Origin of the sequence: Pseudomonas orientalis (assembly GCF_002934065.1) — a bacterium.
Lineage (GTDB): Bacteria > Pseudomonadota > Gammaproteobacteria > Pseudomonadales > Pseudomonadaceae > Aquipseudomonas > Aquipseudomonas orientalis_A.
The window spans coordinates 1,139,289-1,162,068 of sequence record NZ_CP018049.1; the positions used below are offsets into that span (position 1 = coordinate 1,139,289).

Consider the following 22,780-nt stretch of genomic DNA (forward strand, 5'->3'; position numbering starts at 1 on the left):
CTGGGTTTTTTCGCGAGCAAGCTCGCTCCTACAGTGGGAGTTGGGTCAATGCACCACTGAATTGGGCGGCAGATGGCCGAGTCGCTCGGTCAGGCGCAGACGCTGGATCGGGTCTTCGCTGAGCATCAATGCGTGTTCCAGATCAAAGCGCTCGGCGCTCGGGCAGTCCAGGCGCTGATACAGGCTGGCGCGTGCCAGGTAATCGGCGGCGCTGGCATTGCCCAGTTCCAGCACGCGCTCGGCATCCACCAAGGCGGCCAGCGGTTCGTCGTTGGCCAGGTAAAGTTGGCGCAGGTTACGTGACAGCCGCTGCAGGATCGAGCGAGGCTCGGCGGTATGCAGGTGCTCGGCCTGCAGTTTGAGATTCGGCCCGTATTGGCGGTGCAACAGTTCGCGACAGTCGTTGGGATACAGGCGTCGGCCACCACAGGGGTCCAGCAGGTGATCGGCACCGGGCACCCGCAGCAGGAAGTGGCCGGGGAAATTGACGCCCACCATGGGGATATCCAGGCGCCGCGCCAGTTCCAGGGCGATCAGGCCCATGGCCAAGGGTTGCCCGCGCTTGCGCTGCAACACCTTGTCCAGCAAGGCGGCGGCGGGGCGCAAAGGGGTCAAATCATCCTGGGCAAACCCCAGGTCATTCATGCGCCGCAGCAACGGTTGGCCCAGTTCGTCGGCCGGCAGCAGCGGCATGCCCAGGCTGACCTGCTGTTGCAACAGGCCGACTGCCTGCAGGATCAGCAACGGCTGCACGGCGGCGTCGTGTTCGGCGGCAACCCACAGCGCGGCTTCGAACAGCGCAGGGGGTGAACGCTCCAGGCAGGCGAAAAAAGCTGTGCGGGGATTCATTGCATTCTCCGGCGGATGCTCTCGTTTTAGCCTTGCTGGGAATTTTCGTCCAGCGCCTTAAGAAATATCCCGCTCGCTTATGTCGCAGAACCTACGAAATTGGGCGGCTTATTCCAGTGCAATCCAGCACTTTTCTGCCGCAAGCCTATACTGGATCCACCACCAGAAGTGATTCGGGAGCACGACGATGTTTGCGCTCATGCACAGCACCCGCCTGGAATCGCTGCACCTGAGCGTCGACCCGGTGACCGGGCTGAAGGCGATCATCGCCATCCATAACAGCCGCCTGGGCCCTGCCTTGGGCGGCTGCCGCTACCTGGCCTATCCCGACGATGAAACAGCCCTGGCCGACGCCGCGCGCCTGGCCCAGGGCATGAGCTACAAAGCCGCCCTGGCCGGCCTGCCGGTAGGCGGCGGCACAGCGGTGATCCTGCGCCCTGCCCATGTGGAGAGTCGTGCGGCGCTGTTTGAAGCCTTCGGTCGCTGTGTCGAGCAGCTCGGCGGTCGCTACATCACCGCCATCGACAGCGGCACCTCGGTCGCCGACATGGATTGCATCGCCCAACACACCCGCTTTGTCACCAGCACCAGTGCCGCCGGCGATCCGGCGCCCCACGCTGCAATGGGTGTGTTCACCGGCATCCGCACCACCGCCATGGCCCGCCTGGGCAGCGATAACCTCGAAGGCCTGCGCGTGGCGGTGCAGGGCCTGGGCAATGTCGGTTACGCCCTGGCCGAACAGCTGCATGCGGCGGGCGCCGAACTGCTGGTCAGCGATATCGACCACGGCAAGGTGCAACTGGCCATGGAGCAACTGGGCGCGCACCCCATCGCCAACGACGCCTTGCTCAGCACCCCCTGCGACATCCTAGCCCCGTGCGGCCTGGGCGCGGTGCTCAATCGCCAGAGCGTGGGCCAACTGCGCTGCGCCGCCGTGGCCGGTTCCGCCAGCGCGCAGTTGACCAGCCTGGACATCGCCGATCAACTGGAAGGCCGCGGCATCCTCTACGCGCCCGACTACGTGATCAATTCCGGCGGCCTGATCTACGTCGCACTCAAACATAGCGGCGCCGAGCTGCCGAGCATCACCGCGCACCTGTCCAACATCGGCAGGCGCCTGACCGAAATCTACGCCCACGCCCAAGCCGAAAAACGTTCCCCGGCACGGGTCGCGGACGAACTCGCCGAGCGCCTGCTCTACCCCTGACCCGGCATTAAAAAGGCCCTGAATCGATGATTCAGGGCCTGTTCAATTCGGGCTTTATTCCGCCGCCGCGTTCAGCAACTCGGACAACGCGTCCGGCTGGCTCTTGAACGCCTTGGCAAACACATCGCGGTTCTTCGCCATGTAGATCCCGGCTTCCTCCACCTGCTGCTCGCTCAAGGACGGCACGGCTTTCTGCAACACTTCTGCCAGCAACTCAGCGAGTTCAAGCATCTTGTCATGACGATCAGCTTCGGCTTTATCCATGAACAAACGCTCCAGATCTCGGCTGCTGCGGTATACCACTTCGACGGCCATTCACCACCTCACATGCCTTCACGATAGTTGTCTTTTGCGACTACTGTATTTATATACAGCTAAAAGCATAAGCCAAACGCCGGGGTTTGGATAGCAGGTTTTTAATGTAGTTGGGAAATGGGGGTTTGCTACACCGGAAATTTCTGACAACTTGCCGGGGTTGCGCTGGAATTGTCCGGTGGCTTACCTTCCTCGGGCGCTGCATTTGCAGCGAGCGGGCTTGGCGGCCCGATACGAAAGGCGCAATAACGCTCTAATCAGATGCAGGCGCTAATGGCGTTTGATTTTCTGTGTCATGGCGGGTTGCGCACGGACCCTTCGGGGTGCCGGGTTTCTTTCGTACCGGTCCGCCAACCTTGTGCAATCCGTCATCCAACCTGCTTGGCGGCAGGCGGTGCCTGTTACCCCTACGAAAGGTTTTGCCCAATGAAAAAAATTACTCCCAATCCCCCATCTAGCGATTCGACGCTGTTCAGTGTCACGCCTGAAGCTGATACAGAAACCTTGCTGGCAAACGCCAGCGAAACCTTGAACAGCGCCCGTGAAATGGCTAATACGCTTGCATTCGACCTTGAAGGTCCACAGCGAAGCTTGGTCCTGGCAATTCACCAACTGGTTGAAATGGGCGGTCTGCTAGTCGACCGGGCGCTTGAGCAAGTCGCACCAGCTTGATGCTAAGGCCTGATCGTTCCCACGCCCGTGGGAACGGTCTAAAAAACTGGTTGGTGGAGAGCGGATTTTTTCTGTTACTCACTTCATCGCTCGGAGCACGACAGCGAAAACGCCAGCGACTAGACTCCTTCCTCGTCGACAACGGAGGTTTTTATGGACACTTCCTTTTCCTCTGATATCCAAGCAGATAACGAAGAGCAGGCCGACAGCTACGACCGCTGGTTTCGTGCCAAGGTACAGGCTGCTCTTGATGATCCAAACCCTGGCATTCCTCATGATGAGGTGATGGCGGAAATGCGTGCGCTGATTGAATCAAAACGCAAGCAAGGCGATGCTGATTGAGTGGGCCCCCGCAGCGCGGGCACAACTCCGGCAAATTACTGATTTCATCAGCGACCGCAATCCAGTTGCAGCGCTTGAGCTAAACCAAGCAATAGAAGCCTCAGTTTTGGCGCTCTCCCGTAGACCCCATCTCTATCGCCCAGGGCGCGTTATTGGTACGCGAGAGATGGTGGTACACCCGAATTATCTGGTTGTCTATCAGGTAACAGACAGCGTTCGGGTGCTCTCAGTTTTACACGCTCGCCAGCGATATCCTTGATACATCTGCTTCGCGGATGAGCAGAGCACTTACTCTGTTCATCGTCGTACGTGCCTCATGTCACCCCGCCATCATCTTATGCACACCGCTGGCCTTTTTTCTGCATGCAGAACAACCGTCACCTGCACCCCGCATTATCCGGTCGCACCGACCTAAGGAAGCAACATCGTGAAAATCAACTGGGCCGAAAAGCTGCGCCGGCAAGTCCATGGGCTGGCCGAGTCGCTGGGCAATCTGTTTGTGGAGTCGTTCCATTACCTGGCGCTGCTCGCCATTGGTGCAGTGACTGCCTGGGCGGCGGTGATGGGATTTCTGGGGATGCTGGAGAACGGGCACATCAAGATTGATGACATCTTGCTGCTGTTCATCTATTTGGAATTGGGCGCGATGGTCGGGATTTATTTCAAGACCAAGGTACACGTTTCTAACAATTTTTTGCCGCTCAGAAAAACGTTGCAAGTCCTGATAATTTAGGGGCGTGGTGTGCATGACCCGCTTCGGACGCGCAAAGTAGTTGGCTTGATTCGCTCAATTTTTGAACAGTGGTGGTACGATGACGCAAGAAGTGAAATGGGCTGAAAGCCTGCGCAAAAAGCTGCATGGTGGTGCTGATTCAATTGGTAATTTATTTGTAGAAACGTTTCACTACCTCGCCCTTTTTGCAATTGGATTAATCACTGTTTGGGCTGGAGTTTCTACATTTATAGGTATGCTTCAGCAGCCGAAAATTACAATTGATGATATTTTATTGCTATTTATCTATCTTGAATTGTTGGCCATGGCGGGCATCTATTTTAAAACAAATCATATGCCTTTGCGTTTTCTTTTATATATTGGCGTGACCGCACTCATTCGATTGTTGATCAGTGATGTTTCTCATCACAATGCACCTGATACTGGGATTCTTTATGTCTGTGGTGGTGTGTTGCTGCTGGCTGTTTCGATTCTGGTTGTTCGATATTCTTCATCAAAATACCCCTCAGTGAAAGAGAGGAGTGATTGAGAACTAAAAACTTACGGGCCCTAGTAGACAGAACTCAAAATAAATAGTCGGGTAGGAACTAAGGTGAAGCTAGAAATAAACGAGAATCTTTCGCACTTTAACATGTGTAAGGTGGTGCTCGGAGATAGTTGGGTTTTTAAATTTAGCTACAGAAATATTGAATACTATTTAGATTTTTCTGATGTCAGAGTTAAAAAAAATCATGGCTATTTAGTCTGTAGGATAGATGGGGAGGCTGTTGAGTATGATCTATTAATGTGGTTGACTCTTTATTTTGGTGAGTCTGCTACAGATCCGTATGCGGTCACGAATTCAACATGTTCGTTCGTGAGAGGTGATTTGTATTTCAAATATGAGGATTTTATAAAATATATTAAAAAGGTTGAGGTTAGACCTTTGAAGTCAAATTCTAAATGGAAAAATAACTATATCCATAAGGCGCTTGCAAACTACTGTTTGGGAGTGCAAATGGCAGATTTGTATATGCCTTACACAATTGGACTTTTCGCTTTGTCAATAGAGTGTTTGGCAAATGCCGCGCTTGATGTTCGGGGGAAATACAGTACGCTAGGTAACAAGGGTTACAAGAAAATAATTAATAAGGCTTTTAAGTATAAGAATAACGATCCCGAGCGACGTGCAATAATTAAGGCTAATATAAAATTCATAGATCAAGAGATTGATGTTATCTCCCATGTGAGGAACGCCTTCTACGGACATGGGTTGATTTATGATGTCGAGCACCGAAGGAAGTTGTCGCTATGTCTTTCCGAGTGGATGGTTAAGCATGGTTTTGAACGTAAAAGAGGTAAGCGAAAATGGTTTAGAGATGAGCTACTTGAGAGAAGTCTAGAGGTAAGTAAATTTTCAATGTTTAAATTGGCCCAGAATGTAAGCAGGTTGCTATTTGGATACTATCTAGGAGTTTCGGATAAAATGCCCTTTACGGAATATGATTTTCAGTTTAGGAATGCGCCTTGGGATGTTATCGAATATGGACATCCAGAAAGAGTTTCTTAAGTGCGCTTAAATTTTATTGGTTTAAACTGTTATACCGTTTTTGTAAAAGTCATGCTTGGAGGTTGAGTCATGTTTTTAAACAACTAATTTTAATGGGCTATGGTGAGTGCTGTAAGTTGGATTTCTTGGGCTGTGATTAGGTAGAAGTGAAGGGGGTGTATTGGTGTCGTTGTAAGTGTTGATGAATAAGGCACAGGTTTCTTGATTTTTGGTAAATGGCTTACTCAGCAGTTTCCGAAAGCCGACGCTCGTGTTTTTGGTTGACGATTATGTACGCGGTTATTTGTGAAATGCAGACTTGATATTTATCGAAGTGCAAAAAAATTAGCCGTGTAGTGAATCCTTGAATCTGGTCTTTTCTATACTGCTGTGGGTGTCTTGCTGTTTAAGGTTTACTAGTAAGAGAAAGTAGCTTTGATGTTCTTTTTTTATGAATGGAGCCCTTTTTTGCTGTACTAGAAATTTCTGTAGATAGGTTTGCAAGCAAATGCAATATCGCTGAGCAAGTCCCGAAAAATCTAAGGCGTTCGTCGCTTTCGAGAAGCCCCAGATTTGGATTGAATTCTACACTTGCCCATTTTGTGAGATAGTTTCTTATGTTTTTTATTTTGATCGATGTTTTGTGGTAGGGATACCAAGCTTGATAGTCCTGTTTGTAGTTAAGATTGTTTCTGTAAGATGAAGGCCAATTGCCTTCAGGCATTCTCCCAGAGCCGCAAAGAGAATCAGAAAGTTTTAGGAGGAATGCGGATGTGTCACTTTTGTTTTGTGCGATGCCCGGTACTTGAAGTACTTCGTTGCTCAGTGCAATGAGTTGATTGTTAAAAGATTTCCATGTGTCTCCATGGGTGTCTTTCATTTTTTTTAATGTTAAAGAATTTGTGCTAGGGGAGAAATTGGCGACATAAAAGCCAGCTTGTGCGTTACAAGTTACTCCGTAAATTTTTGCATACTTAGATAGTAATGCGGCTTGCGTGGACTCGATTTGTGAGCACGATACTCCGAACAATCTTAACAAGGCGTGGGCGCTAAAAAAAGAAGCGTAATATGTTTTTATGCCCGGCCAAGCCGTTGCTTTTGGGAACTGTATGTCTTCATTTATATCAAGCATCGACTCGAAAGCTGCACATGTAAATCTTGCGAGATCGTATCCTAAGGTTTCGTTTAACGAGTCGTGGTCTAGAATATATAATGTTATATCTCCATTAGGCAAAATGCTAGATACTTGATACCTTCCTTGAGCGATCCAAGATTTAAAATCGCACAAGGAATGCCCAAGGCTTTGAGAGATTTTTGTAGAGTACAAAGGTCGAAATAATTTGAAGTCGATCATAGCGTGAAGCCAGATTTTAATTTTCCTTCCAAGTGTAGAGCTAATTCGTTGAACGAGTTTCCAGGTTTTTTGAATTTGGAAGCGCTTGATCCTTTAAATGCTGTGGAGAGAACTTCGTTGAAATTGTCTGGAGTGTAAATTGGTCCGAATCTATCTTTAAGTTTTGACGCGACAGAAGGGAAAAAAGCTGTCGAAGCTTTGAAAACGGTTGAGTTAGTCAACTGATCTTCGCAGTCAATAGATTTTAAGTTGTAGGCGAAAGCGATTAGATAATTGTTGATGGTTGAGAAAATTTCATCTTGATCTTTCCCTTCGAACATAGGGAGTAGTGGTTTCATTGCCGTGTTAAATGTAACGCGGGAGATTTTTAATTTTGCTTTCGCTGATCTTGAGAGTTTATTATAAAGAGCGCTTTCTGCATCCTCATCCATTGTGTCGAAGAGTTCTCGCAGACGCTGCTCTGGATCTCCTTCGTATTCCGCAAGACTTTTAATGTCTAGAAGAAGCTCGTTGGGTACACCTTTTTGCTTTGAGTTTATATCAATAAATAAACGGGTTTCGTCTTTTCGGCTAAGACCGTTAAATATTACAACTGGAACCCTCAGCTCTGATTTTGCTAGAGTAAAGCCATAGACTCTGTGCTGACCATCTAATATTAGAAAAGATTTTGGTGAGATATTGAATTCCGCAGTTTTTCCCCTGCCAATTATCTCAAGCTCAGCCTCGGGTTGAGCGGATAAAACAATAGAACTCGGAATGGTACCTAGCCCAGAGTCGATATACTTTGCAATTTCTTCCGCGCGTTTTTTGTCTAAAACACGTTGAAACCCCTCAATAGGATCTTCCTGTCGGCTGGTAGCAAAGCAGCATTTAGCGAGGATGTCACTGGGGATAGTTAACGTATAAAACTTATGTTTGCCTTGAGTAACAAGACTAATCGAGTGTCGAGTCTTTTCTGTCATTTCTGGCACCATGTCAAAGGGCTATCTATAGCAAAGATCCTACCACATCCAGTCTGCCCGAAGCGGTGCTCGTATCCCTAGCTCATAGGGTTAGTCGATCACGGGACATGGGCTCACTGCGTCGAGATGAGGAGCTGCCTATTTTTTGCCCTGATTTTGCGAAATACGGTGCAAAGCTTAGTCCGTTCGGTTGTCGCGTACGAGACTTTTCAAACGGCGATCGTCAAGACTCTCAACCGACCAGACTTCTGTCTATGGCTGGGTAGGGAGCGAGTCTGGTGTAGCTTCTTTGGTCTAATCTGGGCGCAAAGATTAGTTTTTTACGGATAATTAGGGAAGCTACGCATTCAAGACCAACCACATGCCCGTGCGCTTCCTGATCTACGTGGCCATCACCGCGCTGACGCGGCTGCTGATCTCCAACGTGTCCCATCACAATCCGCCGGACGTGGGCATTATCTACTTGTGCGGTGGGATTCTGCTGTTGGCCTTCGCGATTCTGGTAGTGCGCTACGCGTCGTCGGCGTTTCCTTCGGTGAAAGTCGAAGGCCCGCGTCGCAAGGGCGAGGCGAGCCTGGAGACCGAGAAGGGCGAGCTTTAGAGCCCGACGCTGAAAGGCAGGTGGCGGGTGGGCGGTCGCTGCAACAGCTTGTGATTGTCCCCATCCGTCATCACCGCCAGGATTTCCATGGCGCTGTGACCCTGCTCGATGGCAATACCGAACTGGATGCTTTGCACCAGGCGCTTGAGCCGTTGCGGGTCGTTGCGTTGTTCGGCGCTGATCATGCGCTTGGCCACTACGCCGCTGTCATCGGAGAGGGTGAGCATGATGCTGCCGTCCAGCCGCTGGATGCTCAGGTTGACGCGGTATTGTGGGCTGAAGGTGTCGGTGATGATCTGAAAAGGGTTGTCCATGGTGCGTTACCGCCTGATAAGAACATGCAGTCATTGACGACCGGTGTCGGGAATAGTTCGCGTTGCCTGACCACCGGCCAAAGTCCGTTTTCCTCAAAAGCTCTACAGCAAGGGGCGTGCCGTACAGGTGCTGGGCTTTTAAGGTGGGAGGGGGCTTGCCCCCGATGGCGGTGCATCAGCCAATGAATACTTGGCTGAAAGATCGCTATCGGGGGCAAGCCCCCTCCCACATTTGAACTGTGTTGTGCTTGGGGGAAGTGACCTGTTTCAGGGCAGTATCGAGAAAACGATCGCAGACAGCGCAGTCAGCATTCCACCCAGCTGACCGCCAGGCCGCCCCGTGAAGTTTCCTTGTACTTGTCATGCATATCGGCGCCGGTGTCGCGCATGGTGCGGATCACCCGGTCGAGGGAAATGAAGTGCTTGCCATCGCCGCGCAGGGCCATTTGGGTGGCGTTGATCGCCTTGACGGCTGCGATGGCGTTGCGCTCGATGCACGGCACCTGCACCAGGCCGCCGACGGGGTCGCAGGTCAGGCCGAGGTTGTGTTCCAGGCCGATTTCGGCGGCGTTTTCCAACTGTTCGGGGGTGGCGCCAAGGATATCCGCCAGCCCGGCGGCGGCCATGGCGCAGGCCGAGCCGACTTCACCCTGGCAGCCGACTTCGGCACCGGAGATCGAGGCGTTCTTTTTACAGAGGATGCCGACGGCGGCGGCGGCCAGGAAGAAATTGACCACGTCGTCGTCAGACGCGTCGGCATTGAACTTCATGTAGTAATGCAGCACGGCAGGAATGATCCCCGCCGCGCCATTGGTCGGCGCGGTGACCATGCGCCCGCCGGCGGCGTTTTCTTCGTTGACGGCGAGGGCGAACAGGTTGACCCACTCCATGGCCGATAAGGTTGACGTGATGACATTGGGCTTGCCGATTTCCAGCAGGCTGCGGTGCAATTTCGCCGCGCGGCGCGGGACGTCCAAGCCACCGGGCAGAATGCCTTCATCGCGCAGACCCTGTTCCACGCACGCGCGCATCACCGACCAGATATGCAGCAGGCCGCTGCGGATGGCTTCGTCGCTGCGCCAGGCGCGTTCGTTGGCCATCATCAATTCCGAAACCCGCAGGCCGTGCTTGTTGCACAAGGCCAGCAGTTCAACGGCGCTGGAAAAGTCGTAGGGCAATTCAACGTCGCTGGTCGGCGCAATGCCCGATGCGGCTTCGGCCGCTTCGATGATGAAACCACCGCCCACCGAATAGTAGGTTTGCTCGCTCAACAGGCCCCCGTCGCCGTAGGCGTGCAGGGACATGGCATTGGGGTGGTATGGCAGGCTTTCGACGAGCAGGAGCAGGTCGGTGTGCCAGTCGAAGGCAATGGCCTGTTGGCCGGCGAGTAACAACTGGCCGGACTCGCGCAGTTGCTGAATGCGCGCGTTGATCGAAGTGGGGTCGACCTGATCCGGCCATTCGCCCATCAAGCCCATCACGCAGGCGCGGTCAGTGGCGTGGCCGACGCCGGTGGCGGATAGCGAACCGTATAAACGCACTTCGACGCGGCGAGTTTCGCTGAGCAACTGCTGGTCGGTCAGCGCCTGGGCAAAGGTCGCCGCAGCGCGCATCGGGCCGACGGTATGGGAGCTGGACGGGCCGATGCCCACCTTGAATAGATCAAAGACACTGATAGCCATGCTAAAGCCTTACAAGCAATGGAGTAGGAATCGCTGCCATGTTTTGTAGAGCAGGCGGAATTGGCGCGATACTGAGCCTCTGGATCGGCACTGACCAACGAATTATCCTAAGACACCCTTTAGCAGGACTAAACGCTATGACCCGGCCCCTCCATGGCCAGACCTACGTCTGGCTGCATGTTTTTTCCTGTGCTGCGCGGCACCTTTCGTTTACCCGTTGCGCCGAAGAACTGCACATCACGCCGGGGGCGGTGAGCCAGCAGATCCGTCAGTTGGAAGAGCGCCTGGGCTTCAGGCTGTTTCACCGCCGCGCACGCGGTGTGGAGCTCAGCGCCGAAGGGCAGCGCCTGGCGACGGTGGTGGGGGAGGCCTACGGCAGCATCGACGCCGAATTGCAGCGTCTGGACGCCGGGATGATCAGCGGCACCTTGCGCCTGCGCTCGATTCCGTCGTTTCTCGGCAAGTGGCTGACCCCGCGCCTGCCACGCTTGCAGCAGCGTTTTCCGGATATTCAGTTGCGCATGGTTGCCGAAGACAGCAGCGTCGCGCTGCACGAGGGCGACTTCGACCTGGCCATCGACCTGAACGACGGCAGCTATCCCGGATTGTTATCCACAGCCCTGTTGGATGAGCAGATATTTCCGGTGTGCGCCCCCAGCCTGTTGCGTGGCCGGCCGCCACTGCATGGACCGGCCGACCTTGCCCACTTTCCGTTGCTGCACGACATCACCGCCTGGCGTGGGAGTTATGAGTATGCCGAGTGGGAGTTCTACCTGAATGAAATCGGTTACCGCGATGCCGATGTGCGTCGCGGGCACACCTTCAACCGCAATCACCTGACCATCGAAGCCGCCATTGCCGGCATGGGCGTAGCCATTGCGCGGCGCACCTTGCTCAATGATGAGCTGGAGCGAGGGACCCTGATCGTGCCGTTTGGCCTGGCCGTGCCCAACCATAAACGCTACGTGCTGCTGTATGCGCCGGGTGCATTGAGTCACCCCGGCGTGCGGGCGGTGCACGACTGGCTGGTGGAAGAAGCGGGGATTTTTCGCGCCTTGCACCCGTTGGGAGCGGCGCCATTGTGAGGAAAACAGGACGTAAGAAGTTGTAACTAACTCCCCACCCTACCAGCGTTCTTGCTCGTCGTCAGGGTTAATTTGTAATGTAGGATTTATCTTTGCAAAGGGGTTGAAATGTTTCAGCAGGTGCTCAATTGTGTAACCAAGAGGTCATGGTTTCACCACCCCGGTGTTGCAGTTTGTGATCTCTGGCGAGCTAGCTGAAATAAGGGAAGAACTATGCAAATCCAAGTCAATAGCGATAACCATATTGAAAGCAGCATCCGACTGGAGGAGTGGGTACGTACCACCATTGAGAGCACGCTCGAACGTTATGAAGAAGACCTGACCCGTGTGGAGGTCTACCTGCGGGATGAGAACGGCGACAAGCCCGGTCCCCACGATTTAAGTTGCCGCCTCGAGGCCCGGCCAAAAGGCCACCAACCGCTTTCGGTGCTGCACAAGGCCGATACGCTGGAACAAGCGATCGATGGCGCGGCCACCAAGCTCGACCATGCGCTGGAACATCTGTTCGGCAAACTGCAAGGCAAGCCCCGCGCTGCCGGTAAAAACCAGCCGACCACCAAAGTCAATGAAGATGAGCTTGAACAGGAGTTTCTGGAAAAAGAACGGGCCGTATTCAACGGCTGACAGTTTTTTGACTCCCCATTGAAGACGGGCCTGCGCATGCAGGCCCGTTTTCGTTTAACGGCGCTGTTTGAAGAAATACCCGCTGAGCAGCGCCAGTCCGCACGCACCCAAGCCTGCAAAGAGCATGGCCCAACCGGCACCGCTGCGCAGAGCCGCACGGGCCTCGTTGAGCGCCAATCCCGGCGCATCCAGCTTGCCCGCCGCGAGTTGCTGGCTGAGGGCAGGCCATTCCATTGCCGTGCCCGGCGGCAGTACATCGGCCAGGTGATGGCTGATCCCCAACAACAGCACCAGGCCCATCAGCGCGATATTGAGCGCCAGGGTGATCAGGCGGGCGCTGAAGTCGATGCCCGAGGCCATGCCTGCGCGATCAGCCGAGACGGCGCCGGTGGTGGTGTTGGTGGTGGGCGAGTTGGTCAGCGCCAGGCCGGTGCCGGCCATCACGCAACCGAGCAGTATCAGCAGGCTGTCCGGCTGTGCCGCGAGATTGGCCACGGTCATCGCCAGAAACCCCGCGCCCATGGTCGCCAGGCCCAGCGGGATGATGCGTTCGGCGCCGTAGCGCAGGGCCAGGCGTTCGGCCAATGGGGGCACCAGCAAGGTCGGCAGGGTGTAGGCGAGCAGGGCGCCGCCGGTGGTCAGGGTGTCGTAGCCCAGGCCCGCCTGGAAATACAGCGGCAGGTAGATCATGAACGGCCAGAAGCTGAAGTTCATGCCGATCGAGCCCATCAGCGCACCGTTGAAGCGCCGGATACGGAACACCGAGAAATCGAACATCGGATGGGCGCTGCGCTTTTCAACCACGACGAACAGCAGCAACGCCACCAGCGCCAGGCCCGCCCAGCCGAGCATGGCCGGTGTGGCGAAGCCGTGCTCGGTGCCCTGGGTGATGAAGTAGACCAGGGCGAACACCGACAGCGTCAAGGTCAGCATGCCGGCGATATCGAGGCGATGGCTGGCCGGGTTGCGGGATTCCTGCACACTGATGCGCAACAGCACCAGGGTGAGCAGAGTGAGCGGCACGTGGGCGAGAAACACCCAGCGCCAATCGGCGACTGCCAGGATCAGCGCACCGACCATCGGCCCGAACCCCAGGCCCACGCCGGCAATCACGCCCCAGATCGCGAAGCCCCGGGCACGTGCCGCCGGTTCACGAAACAAGTGCGACAGAATCGCGAACTGGCAGATCATCATCGCGCCGGCGCCGATGCCCTGGACGAAGCGCGCCACGATCAACGTGGAAGCGTCATTGGCCAGCCCACACGCCAGTGAAGCCAGACCGAACACCCACAGGCACAGCACCAGCACGCGTCGACGGCCAAAGCGATCTGCCAGGGTGCCCGCCGCCATCAGCACGCTGGTGCAGGCCAGGGTGTAGGCATTCATGACCCACTGGGCATCTTGAAACCCCGTGCCCAATTTGCGTTCCAGGGTGGGCAGGATGACCGGTACGCTGGAAATTTCCAGACCGAACATCAGGGCCACCAGGCACACGGCGGTGAGCGCCAGGCCATTTCTGGCGGCATGCGCCGGGCTTAGGGCCGGTAGAGCGGCGGCGGGTGGCATACGCAGTTCCTTAAGAGAGAGGGAGGGATTATTCTCTCGGGAATAGAGTTCTTTATTTGCGATAACTTTTCCTTTGATAAGGGAATTCAAGGCGACAATCTGCGATGTCTACCCCACGTTTCGATGGTGTCGAGCTGTTTCTGCAAGTCGTTGAGAGCGGCAGCCTGAGCGCCGCCGCCGAGCGGCTGAACCTCACGCGTTCGGCGGTGGGCAAGGGCCTGGCGCGGCTTGAAGCGCGCCTGGGCACCTGCCTGTTGCAACGCTCCACACGCCGCCAGCGTCTGACCGAGGATGGGCAGGCCTACTACGAGCACTGTCTGCGCGCGCTGGCGGAGCTGGAGGCCGCCGAGTCCGTGCTGGAAAGCGGCCGCCAGCAGCCGCGCGGACGCTTGCGCGCGAGTTTGCCGCTGGCGTTTGGTCACCACTATGCCGCGCCTGCCCTGTGGGGCTTGATGGATCGCTATGCGGAACTCGAGATCGAGATTTGCTTCTCCGACCGCATGATCGATCTGACGCAGGAAGGCTTCGATATTGCCGTGCGTATCGGCCCGTTGCCGGATACCGACCGCCTGATTGCGCGGCGTCTGGGGGAGCAGGTCATGGGCCTGACGGCGTCACCGGCGTATCTGCAGCGCAGGGGGCGAATTGAACGTATCGAGGACTTGGCGCTGCATCGCGGCATTGCCTACCGCAGCAACAACGCCCATCGTTCGCGCCTGGTCACGCCCCTGGTGCTGGACGATCTTCAGGCCGTGGCCGACGCGGCGATTGCGGGCGTGGGCCTGGCCTGGTTGCCGAGTTGGTTGATTGCCCACTATGCGCTGCGCGGGCAACTGGAGGCGGTGCTGCCCGGTTACCGCGAACAGCCGGCCCCCATCCATGTGATCTGGCCGACGGCGCCGCACATGCCGGCCAAGACACGTTGCGCCATTGATGCACTGGTCGCGGCCACGCCCAGTTGCCTGGCGGGCAGTTAGAGCTTCGGATGCACGCCAGTCCTGAACACACTGAGGATCAAATGTGGGAGGGGGGCTTGCCCCCGATAGCGGTGGGTCAGCTACAGATAAGCTGACTGACACATTGCCATCGGGGGCAAGCCCCCTCCCACAATTGGATGTGTTGTGGCCTGCAAATTGAAGGCTGACAGTCAGAACGCGATGGACGTCTGCACATACACCGTGCGCGGTTCACCCACGTATTTGCCCTTGTTGTTATCGTCGAACGAGCGCGTGTAGTACTGCTTGTTGAAGATGTTCTTCACCCCGACCGCGAGGTTCAAGTCCGACAGCTGCGGGCCGAAGTCATAGGCTGCGCGGCTGCTGAACAGCATGTAGCCCGGGATGCGTCCGTTGGCGCCGTCGGCGCTTTCGGCCTGTGTGTTGGCGTTGTCGGCGAACTGGCTGCTCTGGTAGCTGCTGTCCAGGTTGAGCTTCCACGGGCCTTCGGTGTACCCCACGCCGAGGGTGCCTTTGTGTTTGGACGAGAAGGGCACGCGATTGCCTTTGTTCGGGCCGTCTTCACGGATGGTCGCGTCGACATAGGCATAAGTGGCATACACGTCGAAGCCGGCCAGCGCCGGGCTCACGCCGTCGAGGGCATAGTTGATGCTCGACTCGATGCCCTGGTGGCGTGTTTCACCGCGGGCGATCACGGTGTCATTGGTCTGGTTGCTGTCGTACTGGTTGTCGAAGTTGATCAGGAACGCACCGATTTCCGCGCGCAGGCTGCCGTTGTCATAGCGTGTGCCGAGCTCCCAGGTGCGGGCTTTTTCCGGCTTCACTTCGCCGCTGTTCACGCGGTTGGGCATCTGGCTGTACTGCACGCTGCCGAACGAGCCTTCAGTGTTGGCGTAGAGGTTCCAGTCGTCGGTGAGGTGGTAGAGCACGTTCAACGCCGGCAGCGCGGTGTTGTAGTCGCCCTTGTATTTGACGTTGCTCAGGTTGTTGGTCTGTTGGGACTCGATCATTTCGTAGCGGATGCCCGGCGTGAGGGTCCACTTGCCGATATCGATACGGTCGTCGATGAAGAACGCATTGGCTTCGGTGCCACCACGGGTGTCGCGGTCGTTGCGGCTGTCGGTGGTGGGGATTTGCTGGTTGGCGGCAATCGGCGTGCGGTAGCGCAACTCGTGGCCGGCTTCGTTGATGTAGCGGTAGCCGACGCCGACTTCGTGGCTGGTGGGGCCGAGGTCGAAGCCTTGGGCAAAGCGGGTTTCCAGGCCGCGCACCCAATACTCGCGGGGTGACAGCGAGAGGAAGTTGCCTTGATCGAGGTAACCGCTGCGCAGGGTCTTGGTGAAGAAACTGTTGACCGTGAACTCACGGCGATCCTGCTCGTAGCGGTAGCCGACGTTGAACATCGTGCGGCGGCCCCAGAACTTGTCGTAGGGGCGGGTCGACTGGTACGGGTCGGCCTTGTAGTCCTTGACGTTCAAGCCACCGGGCATATCGGCCTGGCCGTCGTAGTACTGCGCCATGGCGTTGAAGCTGTTGGCGTCATCCAGTTGGTATTTACCCTTGAGGATCAGGTCATCGATGCGCGTGTCGCTGTTTTCACGCCAGTCGCCGCCACGGGTGCCGGAGTACAGGAGTGCGCCGCCCAGGCCATTGTCGGCGGTGCCGCCGGCCAGCAGGTTGCCGGTAGTCTTGAAGCCGTCGTGGCTGGAGGACGGGCTGGTTTCGGTCTGCAGGCCGCCTTTGACGGTGGGCGCATCCGGAATCGCGCGGGTCACGAAGTTGACGATGCCACCGACGTTCTGCGGACCGTAGCGCACCGCGCCGCCACCGCGCACCACGTCCACTGCGTCCATGTTGCCCATGCTGATCGGTGCAAACGAAAGTTGCGGCTGGCCATAGGGGGCGAAGGGCACGGGAATGCCGTCCATCAACACCGTGGAGCGCGATGCCAGACGTGGGTTGAGCCCGCGAATGCCGAAGTTCAGCGCCATGTCATGGCTGCCGGTGCCGTTGTTGTCCGGGGCATTGACGCCGGGGATGCGGTTGAGCACGTCGCGGGCCTGGGTCACGCCCTGGCGTTCGAATTCGTCGCGGCGGATGACGTCACGGGCGCCGGGGTGCTCGAACACGTTGGTCTGCGCCGCATCGCCGAGCCAGTCGCCGACCACGTTGGAGGTTTGCAACTCGAGGGTGGCCGGGGCGCCGGCCGGTTGCAGGCTGTAGGCGTTGTCACCCTCGGCGCGGGCTTGCAGGCCACTACCTTCCAACAGTTTATCCAGGCCTTCGGCGGTGTTGTAGTTGCCCGTCAAACCGGGGCTTTGCCGACCGGCGGTGACCTCGGAACCGAAGGACACCAGCACCCCGGCCTCACGGCCGAACTGGTTCAGGGCCGCTTCCAGGCTCGTCGGCGCGATGTGATAGGCCTTGGTGTCGGCCGCCATCGCCGGGGGCAGCGCGGCCAGGCTGAGGCTGGCGCCGAGCAAGAGTTGGCGCAGGGTACGGGCAAGAAGCGTCGGTTGCAGGGGCATGAAGGGTGGTCCTGAGAAGGAAGGATCAAGGTGGCTTTCCTTCTCTGTCACGCGACGTAGGGAAAACGGCTCAGCGTTTTTCAAAAAACTTCACGCACGGGCCTGAACCGTCACCCAATAGCGGGTAAAGCGTCGCACTTTTACCGGCAGGCTGACTTCCAGCAGATCGAGAATGCGTTCGCTGTCATCCAGCGGATAACTGCCGGACAGCAGCAGGTTTGCCACCTGCGGGTCGCAGTTGAGCTGGCCCCGGCGATAGCGCCCGAGTTCGCCGAGGAAGTCTTCCAGGCGCATATGCGCGGCCACCAGCATGCCGTCAGCCCAGGCGCCGCTGTTGGCGTCGATAGCGCGCGGGCTGTCCCAGCCCTTGCGGGTGTAATTGACCTGATGCGCGGCGTCCACCCTCAGCGGCAGGCCGCTGTAGTGGTTGGGCATCACGTCGACACGGCCATCGAGCACCGCCAATTGGGTATGGTCATTGAACTGCCGCACGTTCAAGCGCGCCGCCTGGCTGCTGAGCAAGCCCTGGCCGGTCAGCACGCGCAGCGGCGTGGCTCCTGCGCGGGCGGTCAGCAGGATTTCACCTTCGAGCAGGCGGATCAGGCGCTGCTGGCCATCAAAATGCACATCCACCGCACTGCCGGTGTTGAGCTGCAACTGGCTGCCGTCGGCCAGCTGCACGCGGCGACGCTGGCCGACAGGGCTGCGGTAGTCCGCCGTCAACGGCGGCAAAATATGTTGCTGGCGCAGGCTCCAGGCTGCCGCCGAACCTGCGCCGAGGATCAACAACAGCTTCAGCGCCTGGCGCCGGCTGGTGGAGGTCGGTGCATTCAACGCCGCGTGCGCCAGGGGCGAAGGCAGGCCACGCAGGCGCTGGTTGACGCGCTGGATCTGGTCCCACGCACGCTGATGTTCGCTATGCGCCTCCAGCCATTGCTGCCAGGCCGCCTGCTGGCGCGGGTCGAGCGCGCCTTGCTGCATTTGCAGCAACCAGTGCACAGCCTGTTCGGCAACCTGGGTCGAGACATTCATAGGGCGAAGTAGCAGCGCAGGGCGGCTTTATGCAGGTGGCGCTTGACCGTGGCAATGGAAATGCCCAGTTGCGCGCCGATCTGTGCGTAGGTCAGGCCATCGAGCTGGGCCAAAAGGAACGCGCGTTTGACCTGCACCGGCAGGCCGTCGAGCAGTTGGTCCAGTTCCACCAGGGTTTGCAGGATGATTGCGCGGTCTTCTTCCGACGGCGCGACGTGCTCCGGCATTTGCGCCAGGGCGTCGAGGTAGGCGCGTTCCAGGTCCTGGCGACGGTAGTAGTTGAACAGTACGCGTTTGGCGACCGTGGTGAGAAAGGCGCGCGGTTCGATCAGCGTGGGCGCTTCCCGCGCGCTGAGCACGCGAATGAAGGTATCGTGCGCCAGGTCGGCGGCGCTTTGCGGGCAGCCGAGCTTGCGTCGCAACCAGCCGGTGAGCCAGTGGTGATGGTCGTTGTACAGAACTTCGACGGTGTTGGACGGCGGCAACGTGATCACTCCATCAGCATCGGCATGCTTTAGAGAACAAGAATTGTTCGCATTGTAGGGCCGCAAACACGGTTCGGCAATCGACCCGAGCAGGTGATTTATCCGTTCTCTTTTGCTTATGAGAATATTTATCATTAATATTGCGCGCTGATGAACTTGGCGCCTGCCGCATGAAAAGCAAAACCTCACTGCCCGCCTCTTATCGCCTCGCCGTCACTTCGCGTGTACTGGCGGCTGTGGTCGGTGGATATCTGACGGCCTCGCTGGCCGCGATCTGCCTTGCGCTGTGGCTGCCGACGACGCGCGCCGACGCGGTGATTGTCGGCATGATGAGTTCATTCGTGTTCTACCTGCTGGCGGTGCTCTGGTGTTTCGCCTGCCGCACCGCGTGGCGTGCGTGGGCGGGGGTGATGCTGCCCAGCGCCCTGCTCGCGACCCTGGCGGGCATTGGGTTCTGGGTGGTGCGCACATGAAAGAGGGTTTTCGCCAAGCCATGGCCTGGCTGCACACCTGGGCCGGATTGATTTTCGGCTGGCTGCTGTTTGCGATTTTCCTGACCGGCACCCTGGCCTATTTCAAGGATGAAATAACCCACTGGATGCAGCCCGAAGTCCAGGCCCATCCGCTGGACGACGCGCGCAGCCTCGCCGTAGCGCAAGACTACCTGCAGCAACAGGCGCCCACGGCCGCGCGCTGGTTCATTACCTTGCCCACCCCTCGCGACCCCGGCCTGTCAGTCATGTGGCAAGACAAGGTCGACCCCGGCAAGCGCGGCAACTTCATCCAGAAAGTCCTCGACCCGGTCAGCGGCCAGGCGGTCCAGGCCCGCGAAAGCATGGGCGGTGAATTCTTCTACCGCTTCCACTTCCAACTGCAGATGCCTTACCCATGGGGCCGCTGGCTGTCGACCCTCGCCGCCATGGTGATGTTTGTGGCGCTGATCACCGGCATCATTACCCACAAGAAAATCTTCAAGGACTTCTTCACCTTCCGCCCGCGCAAGGGCCAGCGCTCCTGGCTGGACGGGCACAACGCGGTGGGCGTGCTGGTGCTGCCGTTTCACCTGATGATCACCTACAGCAGCCTGGTGATTTTCATGAGCATGGTCATGCCGGCGCCGATCGTGGCCTCCTATGGCAATGACAGCCGTGCCTTCTTCAATGAAGTGTTTCCCAGTTCCGATAATGCGCCCGCACTCGGCCAGCCGGGTACGTTGCTGCCGTTGTGGCCGCTGTACCAGCAGGCGCAGCAACAGTGGGCGGGTGGGCATGTGGGGCGCCTGGCGGTGAATAATCCGAGCGACGTCAACGCTTCGGTGAATGTGTTTCGCGCCGGGTCCGACAGCGTGGTGCATGATTTCGGCAGCACCGTTTCGTTCAACGGCACCACGGGGCAGGTGTTGCGGGTCAGTGGCGAACCGTCCCTGCCGTCGGTCATCGGTGGCAGTTTCTACGGCTTGCACATGGGCCATTTCGCCGGCCCGGTGTTGCGTTGGCTGTATTTCATCTGCGGCCTGGCAGGCACGGCGATGATCGGCACAGGCCTGGTGATATGGCTTGGCAAGCGTCAGCTCAAGCACGCCAAAACCGGTGTGATGCCCTTTGAACTGCGGTTGGTGGAGGTGCTGAACATCGCCAGTATGTCGGGGCTGATGATCGCCATCGCGGCGTTTTTCTGGGCCAATCGACTGCTGCCGGTGAGTGTGGCCGAACGTTCCGACTGGGAAGTGCAGAGCTTCTTTATCGCCTGGGGCCTGAGCCTGCTCCATGCCGCGTTGCGGCGCGGTCGCCAGGGCTGGGTCGAGCAGTTGAGCCTGGGCGCGCTGCTGTTTGTGGCCATCCCGTTGATTAATGCCCTGACTACGCCTTATCACTTGGGCACTTCGCTGATGAGCGGTGACTGGGCCATGGCCGGCTTCGACCTGACGTGCTTGTTCAGCGGCCTGTTCCTGGCATGGGCGGCCTGGAAGATGCAGCGCCGCGCCGCGTTGCAGCCCAAGGCAGAGCGCGCGCGTGCATTGGCGTTCAAGCAGGAGGCCGGCTGAATGTTGCTCGCGCTGCTGCTGTGCTACGCCGGGTTTACCGCGCTGTGCCTGGCCACCGATCGTCATCACGGCGAGTTGCTGCGCAGCAAACCCACGCCTGCACGGCGCCTGGGCTTGCGTGCGCTCGGCTGGTTGCTGCTGACCCTGTCCATCTGGCCGGCGGTGGCCGTCACCGGTTGGGGTCAGGGCCTGGTGGAGTGGTGCGCGGTGCTCATGCTCAGCGCCCTGCTTTTGGTGCTGCTGTTGCCGTACCGGCCACGGCTGGCTTTGATCCTTGCGGGCGTCGGCCTGCTGGCCAGCCCTGTCGCGGCGTTTGGGCTTTTCTGAGCGGCCCATGGTGATCAGCCCGCCGCCCGAACCCCAAGACAGTTCGCACCCGAACGCGGCCGGTGGGCGTGCGCATTTCCTCCAGGTGTTCCTGTCCCAGCGTTCGCAGATGGAGGCCCTGGTCAGTCGTCGTGTCGGTTGCCGCGCCACGGCGGCTGATCTGGTGCAGGACCTGTTCCTGCGCTTCTGGCGCCGTCCGCTGGTGCAGGTCGAAGAACTCAGCACCTACCTGCTGCGCTGCGCCGGCAATATCGCCATCGACCATTTGCGCAGCGAGGGCGCCCGCGTGCGCAGCAATGAGGGCTGGTTGCCGGAGCAACAAGACAACCAGAGCTGGGAACCCCAGGCGGCTCTCGAAGCGGGCAATGACCTGCGCCATGTCGAAGCCGCCTTGCGCAGTCTGCCCGAGCGCACCCGGCAGATTTTCCTGCTCAACCGCATTCACGGGCGCAAATACGCAGAGATCGCCAAGGCCATGGGCCTGTCCCAAAGCGCCGTGGAAAAACACATGATGCGTGCCCTGCACGCGTGCAAGGCGAGCCTGCGCGAACCGTCAGTCCCACGTACGCCAGGGAACGCATCGTGAACGTCACTCCTACGCCCGCCCAGGAACAGGCCGCGCTCGACTGGCTGAGCCGGCTGCACGACCAGCCCGGCAGCGGCGATCAAGCCTCCTTCAGCCGATGGCTGCGCGCCGACCCCGCCCATATCGAAGCCTACGCCCAGGCACAGGTGCTGTGGGAGTTGAGCGAGGTGCCGGCACGCACCCTGGCCGACGAAGACGCACAGGCCTTGCAGGGTTATCTCGATGCGATGCGCCGTTCCGGGCGCTCGCGCCTGGTGCGTGGGGCCGGCGCCCTGGCCATGGCGGCCTGTTTGTTGTTGATGGTGTCGATGGGCGCCGGTTGGCAGCCGTCGCGTTGGGTCGATGACCTTGGCGCCGATTACGTGACGGCGCCAGGGCAGGTGAGGACCGTCACCCTGGCCGATCAGTCCCACGTCACCCTCGACGCCGACAGCGCGATTGCGGTGGATTTCAGTCACGGCGAGCGGCATATCCAATTGCGTCGCGGGGCCGGTTTTTTCCGCGTTGTCCACACCGGCCAGCCCTTCGTGGTCGAGGCGGGCGATGGAGAAACGCGGGTGCTGGGCACACAGTTCGAAGTGCGCCTGCAACCGGCAGGGGCCCAGGTGACCGTGCTGTCCGGCCAGGTTGGCGTGACGCCGTCCGCACAGGCACCGCAGCAAATTCTGACGGCAGGCCAGCAAGTGGCCTACGCCGACGGTGTAGCCGAGCCGCTGCACTCGGTGGACAGCGAATCACGCCTGGCCTGGCGCGACGGTTGGCTCAATTACTACAAGGCGCCGCTGGCCGAGGTGGTCAGGGACCTCGCACGTTACTACCCGGGCCGCATCCTCCTGCTCAATGCCGAGATGGGCGCCAGGCGCGTCAGCGGCAGCTTTCCAAGCGACGACCCTGCCGCCGTGTTGAAGGCCTTGCAAGCGGTCCTCGGCTTCGAGCAATACACGCTGCTGGGGCGAGTGATTGTGTTGCGCTAGGCGCACGGCGCCGT

General features: G+C 58.2%; 24 protein-coding genes and 2 pseudogenes. 16 read left to right on the top strand and 10 right to left on the bottom strand.

Annotated features, from left to right (window positions below; genetic code table 11):
* Positions 1-45 precede the first annotated feature (45 nt).
* Positions 46-849 carry a SirB1 family protein gene (locus tag BOP93_RS05090; RefSeq protein ID WP_104501772.1) on the bottom strand — a complete coding sequence of 268 codons (804 nt, stop codon included), beginning with the start codon at positions 847-849 and terminating at the stop codon, positions 46-48.
* 187 nt (positions 850-1,036) lie between these two features.
* Between BOP93_RS05090 and BOP93_RS05095 the strand changes: the two genes are divergently transcribed.
* Complete coding sequence (locus BOP93_RS05095; protein ID WP_104501773.1) at positions 1,037-2,056, top strand: Leu/Phe/Val dehydrogenase; 1,020 nt, start codon at positions 1,037-1,039, stop codon at positions 2,054-2,056.
* Positions 2,057-2,110: 54 nt separating this feature from the next.
* Here the strand turns inward: BOP93_RS05095 and BOP93_RS05100 are convergent, their stop codons facing one another.
* Entirely contained in the window at positions 2,111-2,371 is a 261-nt protein-coding gene (locus BOP93_RS05100; RefSeq protein ID WP_003171979.1) for a YebG family protein, read from the bottom strand.
* A gap of 426 nt (positions 2,372-2,797) precedes the next feature.
* Between BOP93_RS05100 and BOP93_RS05105 the strand changes: the two genes are divergently transcribed.
* The 6 genes and pseudogenes from BOP93_RS05105 to BOP93_RS05130 all read left to right on the top strand — a co-directional run bounded on the left by BOP93_RS05105 (position 2,798) and on the right by BOP93_RS05130 (position 5,667).
* A complete protein-coding gene (locus BOP93_RS05105; protein ID WP_104501774.1) occupies positions 2,798-3,043 on the top strand; it encodes a DUF6124 family protein in 246 nt (81 codons plus the stop codon).
* Positions 3,044-3,196: 153 nt separating this feature from the next.
* Positions 3,197-3,385, top strand: a complete 189-nt coding sequence (gene relB, locus BOP93_RS05110; RefSeq protein WP_104501775.1) for a type II toxin-antitoxin system RelB family antitoxin — start codon at positions 3,197-3,199, stop codon at positions 3,383-3,385.
* Positions 3,375-3,644: a type II toxin-antitoxin system RelE/ParE family toxin gene (locus BOP93_RS05115; RefSeq protein ID WP_104501776.1), complete on the top strand. Its 270-nt coding sequence runs from the start codon at positions 3,375-3,377 to the stop codon at positions 3,642-3,644. Before relB ends, BOP93_RS05115 begins: the two co-directional genes overlap by 11 nt.
* 168 nt (positions 3,645-3,812) lie before the next feature.
* Positions 3,813-4,112, top strand: a pseudogene (locus tag BOP93_RS05120) (phosphate-starvation-inducible PsiE family protein); the annotation flags it as partial.
* 85 nt (positions 4,113-4,197) lie between these two features.
* Positions 4,198-4,647 (top strand): phosphate-starvation-inducible protein PsiE, encoded by a 450-nt coding sequence (locus tag BOP93_RS05125; protein WP_104501778.1) that lies wholly within the window; start codon positions 4,198-4,200, stop codon positions 4,645-4,647.
* A gap of 63 nt (positions 4,648-4,710) precedes the next feature.
* Complete coding sequence (locus tag BOP93_RS05130; RefSeq protein ID WP_104501779.1) at positions 4,711-5,667, top strand: hypothetical protein; 957 nt, start codon at positions 4,711-4,713, stop codon at positions 5,665-5,667.
* A 385-nt stretch (positions 5,668-6,052) separates the two neighbouring features.
* Here the strand turns inward: BOP93_RS05130 and BOP93_RS27275 are convergent, their stop codons facing one another.
* Both BOP93_RS27275 and BOP93_RS05135 read right to left on the bottom strand, forming a co-directional pair.
* Positions 6,053-7,000 carry a hypothetical protein gene (locus tag BOP93_RS27275; RefSeq protein WP_157943445.1) on the bottom strand — a complete coding sequence of 316 codons (948 nt, stop codon included), beginning with the start codon at positions 6,998-7,000 and terminating at the stop codon, positions 6,053-6,055.
* Entirely contained in the window at positions 6,997-7,962 is a 966-nt protein-coding gene (locus tag BOP93_RS05135; protein ID WP_104501780.1) for a DGQHR domain-containing protein, read from the bottom strand. The genes BOP93_RS27275 and BOP93_RS05135 overlap by 4 nt, the downstream gene beginning before the upstream one ends.
* A 346-nt stretch (positions 7,963-8,308) precedes the next feature.
* On the opposite strand from BOP93_RS05135, the pseudogene BOP93_RS05140 reads away from it, so the two are divergent.
* Positions 8,309-8,563, top strand: a pseudogene (locus BOP93_RS05140) (phosphate-starvation-inducible PsiE family protein); the annotation flags it as partial.
* Here BOP93_RS05140 and BOP93_RS05145 read toward each other — a convergent pair.
* Both BOP93_RS05145 and BOP93_RS05150 read right to left on the bottom strand, forming a co-directional pair.
* Positions 8,560-8,877, bottom strand: a complete 318-nt coding sequence (locus BOP93_RS05145; protein WP_065895761.1) for a DUF3509 domain-containing protein — start codon at positions 8,875-8,877, stop codon at positions 8,560-8,562. The pseudogene BOP93_RS05140 and the gene BOP93_RS05145 overlap by 4 nt on opposite strands.
* Before the next feature lie 305 nt (positions 8,878-9,182).
* Complete coding sequence (locus BOP93_RS05150; RefSeq protein WP_104501781.1) at positions 9,183-10,559, bottom strand: L-serine ammonia-lyase; 1,377 nt, start codon at positions 10,557-10,559, stop codon at positions 9,183-9,185.
* Positions 10,560-10,696: 137 nt separating this feature from the next.
* Between BOP93_RS05150 and BOP93_RS05155 the strand changes: the two genes are divergently transcribed.
* Complete coding sequence (locus BOP93_RS05155) at positions 10,697-11,644, top strand: LysR substrate-binding domain-containing protein (RefSeq protein WP_104501782.1); 948 nt, start codon at positions 10,697-10,699, stop codon at positions 11,642-11,644.
* A 213-nt stretch (positions 11,645-11,857) separates the two neighbouring features.
* The gene (locus BOP93_RS05160; RefSeq protein ID WP_016978251.1) at positions 11,858-12,268 is read left to right on the top strand and encodes an HPF/RaiA family ribosome-associated protein; all 411 of its coding nucleotides are present in this window, start codon (positions 11,858-11,860) and stop codon (positions 12,266-12,268) included.
* A 54-nt stretch (positions 12,269-12,322) separates the two neighbouring features.
* Here BOP93_RS05160 and BOP93_RS05165 read toward each other — a convergent pair whose 3' ends face one another.
* Positions 12,323-13,834: an MFS transporter gene (locus BOP93_RS05165; protein ID WP_104501783.1), complete on the bottom strand. Its 1,512-nt coding sequence runs from the start codon at positions 13,832-13,834 to the stop codon at positions 12,323-12,325.
* Positions 13,835-13,938: 104 nt separating this feature from the next.
* Between BOP93_RS05165 and BOP93_RS05170 the strand changes: the two genes are divergently transcribed.
* Positions 13,939-14,811 carry a LysR family transcriptional regulator gene (locus BOP93_RS05170; protein WP_104501784.1) on the top strand — a complete coding sequence of 291 codons (873 nt, stop codon included), beginning with the start codon at positions 13,939-13,941 and terminating at the stop codon, positions 14,809-14,811.
* A gap of 170 nt (positions 14,812-14,981) precedes the next feature.
* Here BOP93_RS05170 and fecA read toward each other — a convergent pair whose 3' ends face one another.
* From fecA to BOP93_RS05185, 3 genes are all read right to left on the bottom strand, one after another.
* Complete coding sequence (gene fecA / locus BOP93_RS05175; protein WP_104501785.1) at positions 14,982-17,318, bottom strand: TonB-dependent Fe(3+) dicitrate receptor FecA; 2,337 nt, start codon at positions 17,316-17,318, stop codon at positions 14,982-14,984.
* A 90-nt stretch (positions 17,319-17,408) separates the two neighbouring features.
* The gene (locus BOP93_RS05180; protein WP_104501786.1) at positions 17,409-18,350 is read right to left on the bottom strand and encodes a FecR domain-containing protein; all 942 of its coding nucleotides are present in this window, start codon (positions 18,348-18,350) and stop codon (positions 17,409-17,411) included.
* Complete coding sequence (locus BOP93_RS05185) at positions 18,347-18,835, bottom strand: sigma-70 family RNA polymerase sigma factor (RefSeq protein WP_065894835.1); 489 nt, start codon at positions 18,833-18,835, stop codon at positions 18,347-18,349. The genes BOP93_RS05180 and BOP93_RS05185 overlap by 4 nt, the downstream gene beginning before the upstream one ends.
* A gap of 170 nt (positions 18,836-19,005) precedes the next feature.
* On the opposite strand from BOP93_RS05185, the gene BOP93_RS05190 reads away from it, so the two are divergent.
* Genes BOP93_RS05190 through BOP93_RS05210 form a run of 5 tightly spaced genes read left to right on the top strand, consistent with a single transcriptional unit; the run spans position 19,006 to position 22,766 of the window.
* Positions 19,006-19,308, top strand: a complete 303-nt coding sequence (locus tag BOP93_RS05190; protein ID WP_065894836.1) for a DUF3649 domain-containing protein — start codon at positions 19,006-19,008, stop codon at positions 19,306-19,308.
* The gene (locus BOP93_RS05195; RefSeq protein ID WP_104501787.1) at positions 19,305-20,879 is read left to right on the top strand and encodes a PepSY-associated TM helix domain-containing protein; all 1,575 of its coding nucleotides are present in this window, start codon (positions 19,305-19,307) and stop codon (positions 20,877-20,879) included. The genes BOP93_RS05190 and BOP93_RS05195 overlap by 4 nt, the downstream gene beginning before the upstream one ends.
* Positions 20,880-21,206, top strand: coding sequence for a DUF3325 domain-containing protein (locus BOP93_RS05200; protein ID WP_104501788.1), 327 nt, complete (start codon positions 20,880-20,882; stop codon positions 21,204-21,206). It begins immediately after the preceding gene.
* Between the two features lie 7 nt (positions 21,207-21,213).
* Positions 21,214-21,792, top strand: a complete 579-nt coding sequence (locus BOP93_RS05205; protein WP_104501789.1) for an RNA polymerase sigma factor — start codon at positions 21,214-21,216, stop codon at positions 21,790-21,792.
* Positions 21,789-22,766 (top strand): FecR family protein, encoded by a 978-nt coding sequence (locus tag BOP93_RS05210; RefSeq protein ID WP_104501790.1) that lies wholly within the window; start codon positions 21,789-21,791, stop codon positions 22,764-22,766. The genes BOP93_RS05205 and BOP93_RS05210 overlap by 4 nt, the downstream gene beginning before the upstream one ends.
* The last annotated feature ends 14 nt before the right edge of the window (positions 22,767-22,780 follow it).

What these genes read in the sequence shown, in the direction of transcription:
- BOP93_RS05115 (WP_104501776.1), top strand. Translation starts at nt 3,375, where the DNA reads ATGCTGATTGAGTGGGCCCCCGCAGCGCGGGCACAACTCCGGCAAATT.
- BOP93_RS05165 (WP_104501783.1), bottom strand. Translation starts at nt 13,834, where the DNA reads ATGCCACCCGCCGCCGCTCTACCGGCCCTAAGCCCGGCGCATGCCGCC.
- fecA (WP_104501785.1), bottom strand. Translation starts at nt 17,318, where the DNA reads ATGCCCCTGCAACCGACGCTTCTTGCCCGTACCCTGCGCCAACTCTTG.
- BOP93_RS05155 (WP_104501782.1), top strand. Translation starts at nt 10,697, where the DNA reads ATGACCCGGCCCCTCCATGGCCAGACCTACGTCTGGCTGCATGTTTTT.
- relB (WP_104501775.1), top strand. Translation starts at nt 3,197, where the DNA reads ATGGACACTTCCTTTTCCTCTGATATCCAAGCAGATAACGAAGAGCAG.
- BOP93_RS05105 (WP_104501774.1), top strand. Translation starts at nt 2,798, where the DNA reads ATGAAAAAAATTACTCCCAATCCCCCATCTAGCGATTCGACGCTGTTC.
- BOP93_RS05100 (WP_003171979.1), bottom strand. Translation starts at nt 2,371, where the DNA reads ATGGCCGTCGAAGTGGTATACCGCAGCAGCCGAGATCTGGAGCGTTTG.
- BOP93_RS05145 (WP_065895761.1), bottom strand. Translation starts at nt 8,877, where the DNA reads ATGGACAACCCTTTTCAGATCATCACCGACACCTTCAGCCCACAATAC.
- BOP93_RS27275 (WP_157943445.1), bottom strand. Translation starts at nt 7,000, where the DNA reads ATGATCGACTTCAAATTATTTCGACCTTTGTACTCTACAAAAATCTCT.
- BOP93_RS05200 (WP_104501788.1), top strand. Translation starts at nt 20,880, where the DNA reads ATGTTGCTCGCGCTGCTGCTGTGCTACGCCGGGTTTACCGCGCTGTGC.
- BOP93_RS05190 (WP_065894836.1), top strand. Translation starts at nt 19,006, where the DNA reads ATGAAAAGCAAAACCTCACTGCCCGCCTCTTATCGCCTCGCCGTCACT.
- BOP93_RS05150 (WP_104501781.1), bottom strand. Translation starts at nt 10,559, where the DNA reads ATGGCTATCAGTGTCTTTGATCTATTCAAGGTGGGCATCGGCCCGTCC.
- BOP93_RS05180 (WP_104501786.1), bottom strand. Translation starts at nt 18,350, where the DNA reads ATGAATGTCTCGACCCAGGTTGCCGAACAGGCTGTGCACTGGTTGCTG.
- BOP93_RS05170 (WP_104501784.1), top strand. Translation starts at nt 13,939, where the DNA reads ATGTCTACCCCACGTTTCGATGGTGTCGAGCTGTTTCTGCAAGTCGTT.
- BOP93_RS05095 (WP_104501773.1), top strand. Translation starts at nt 1,037, where the DNA reads ATGTTTGCGCTCATGCACAGCACCCGCCTGGAATCGCTGCACCTGAGC.
- BOP93_RS05125 (WP_104501778.1), top strand. Translation starts at nt 4,198, where the DNA reads ATGACGCAAGAAGTGAAATGGGCTGAAAGCCTGCGCAAAAAGCTGCAT.
- BOP93_RS05135 (WP_104501780.1), bottom strand. Translation starts at nt 7,962, where the DNA reads ATGACAGAAAAGACTCGACACTCGATTAGTCTTGTTACTCAAGGCAAA.
- BOP93_RS05160 (WP_016978251.1), top strand. Translation starts at nt 11,858, where the DNA reads ATGCAAATCCAAGTCAATAGCGATAACCATATTGAAAGCAGCATCCGA.
- BOP93_RS05090 (WP_104501772.1), bottom strand. Translation starts at nt 849, where the DNA reads ATGAATCCCCGCACAGCTTTTTTCGCCTGCCTGGAGCGTTCACCCCCT.
- BOP93_RS05205 (WP_104501789.1), top strand. Translation starts at nt 21,214, where the DNA reads ATGGTGATCAGCCCGCCGCCCGAACCCCAAGACAGTTCGCACCCGAAC.
- BOP93_RS05195 (WP_104501787.1), top strand. Translation starts at nt 19,305, where the DNA reads ATGAAAGAGGGTTTTCGCCAAGCCATGGCCTGGCTGCACACCTGGGCC.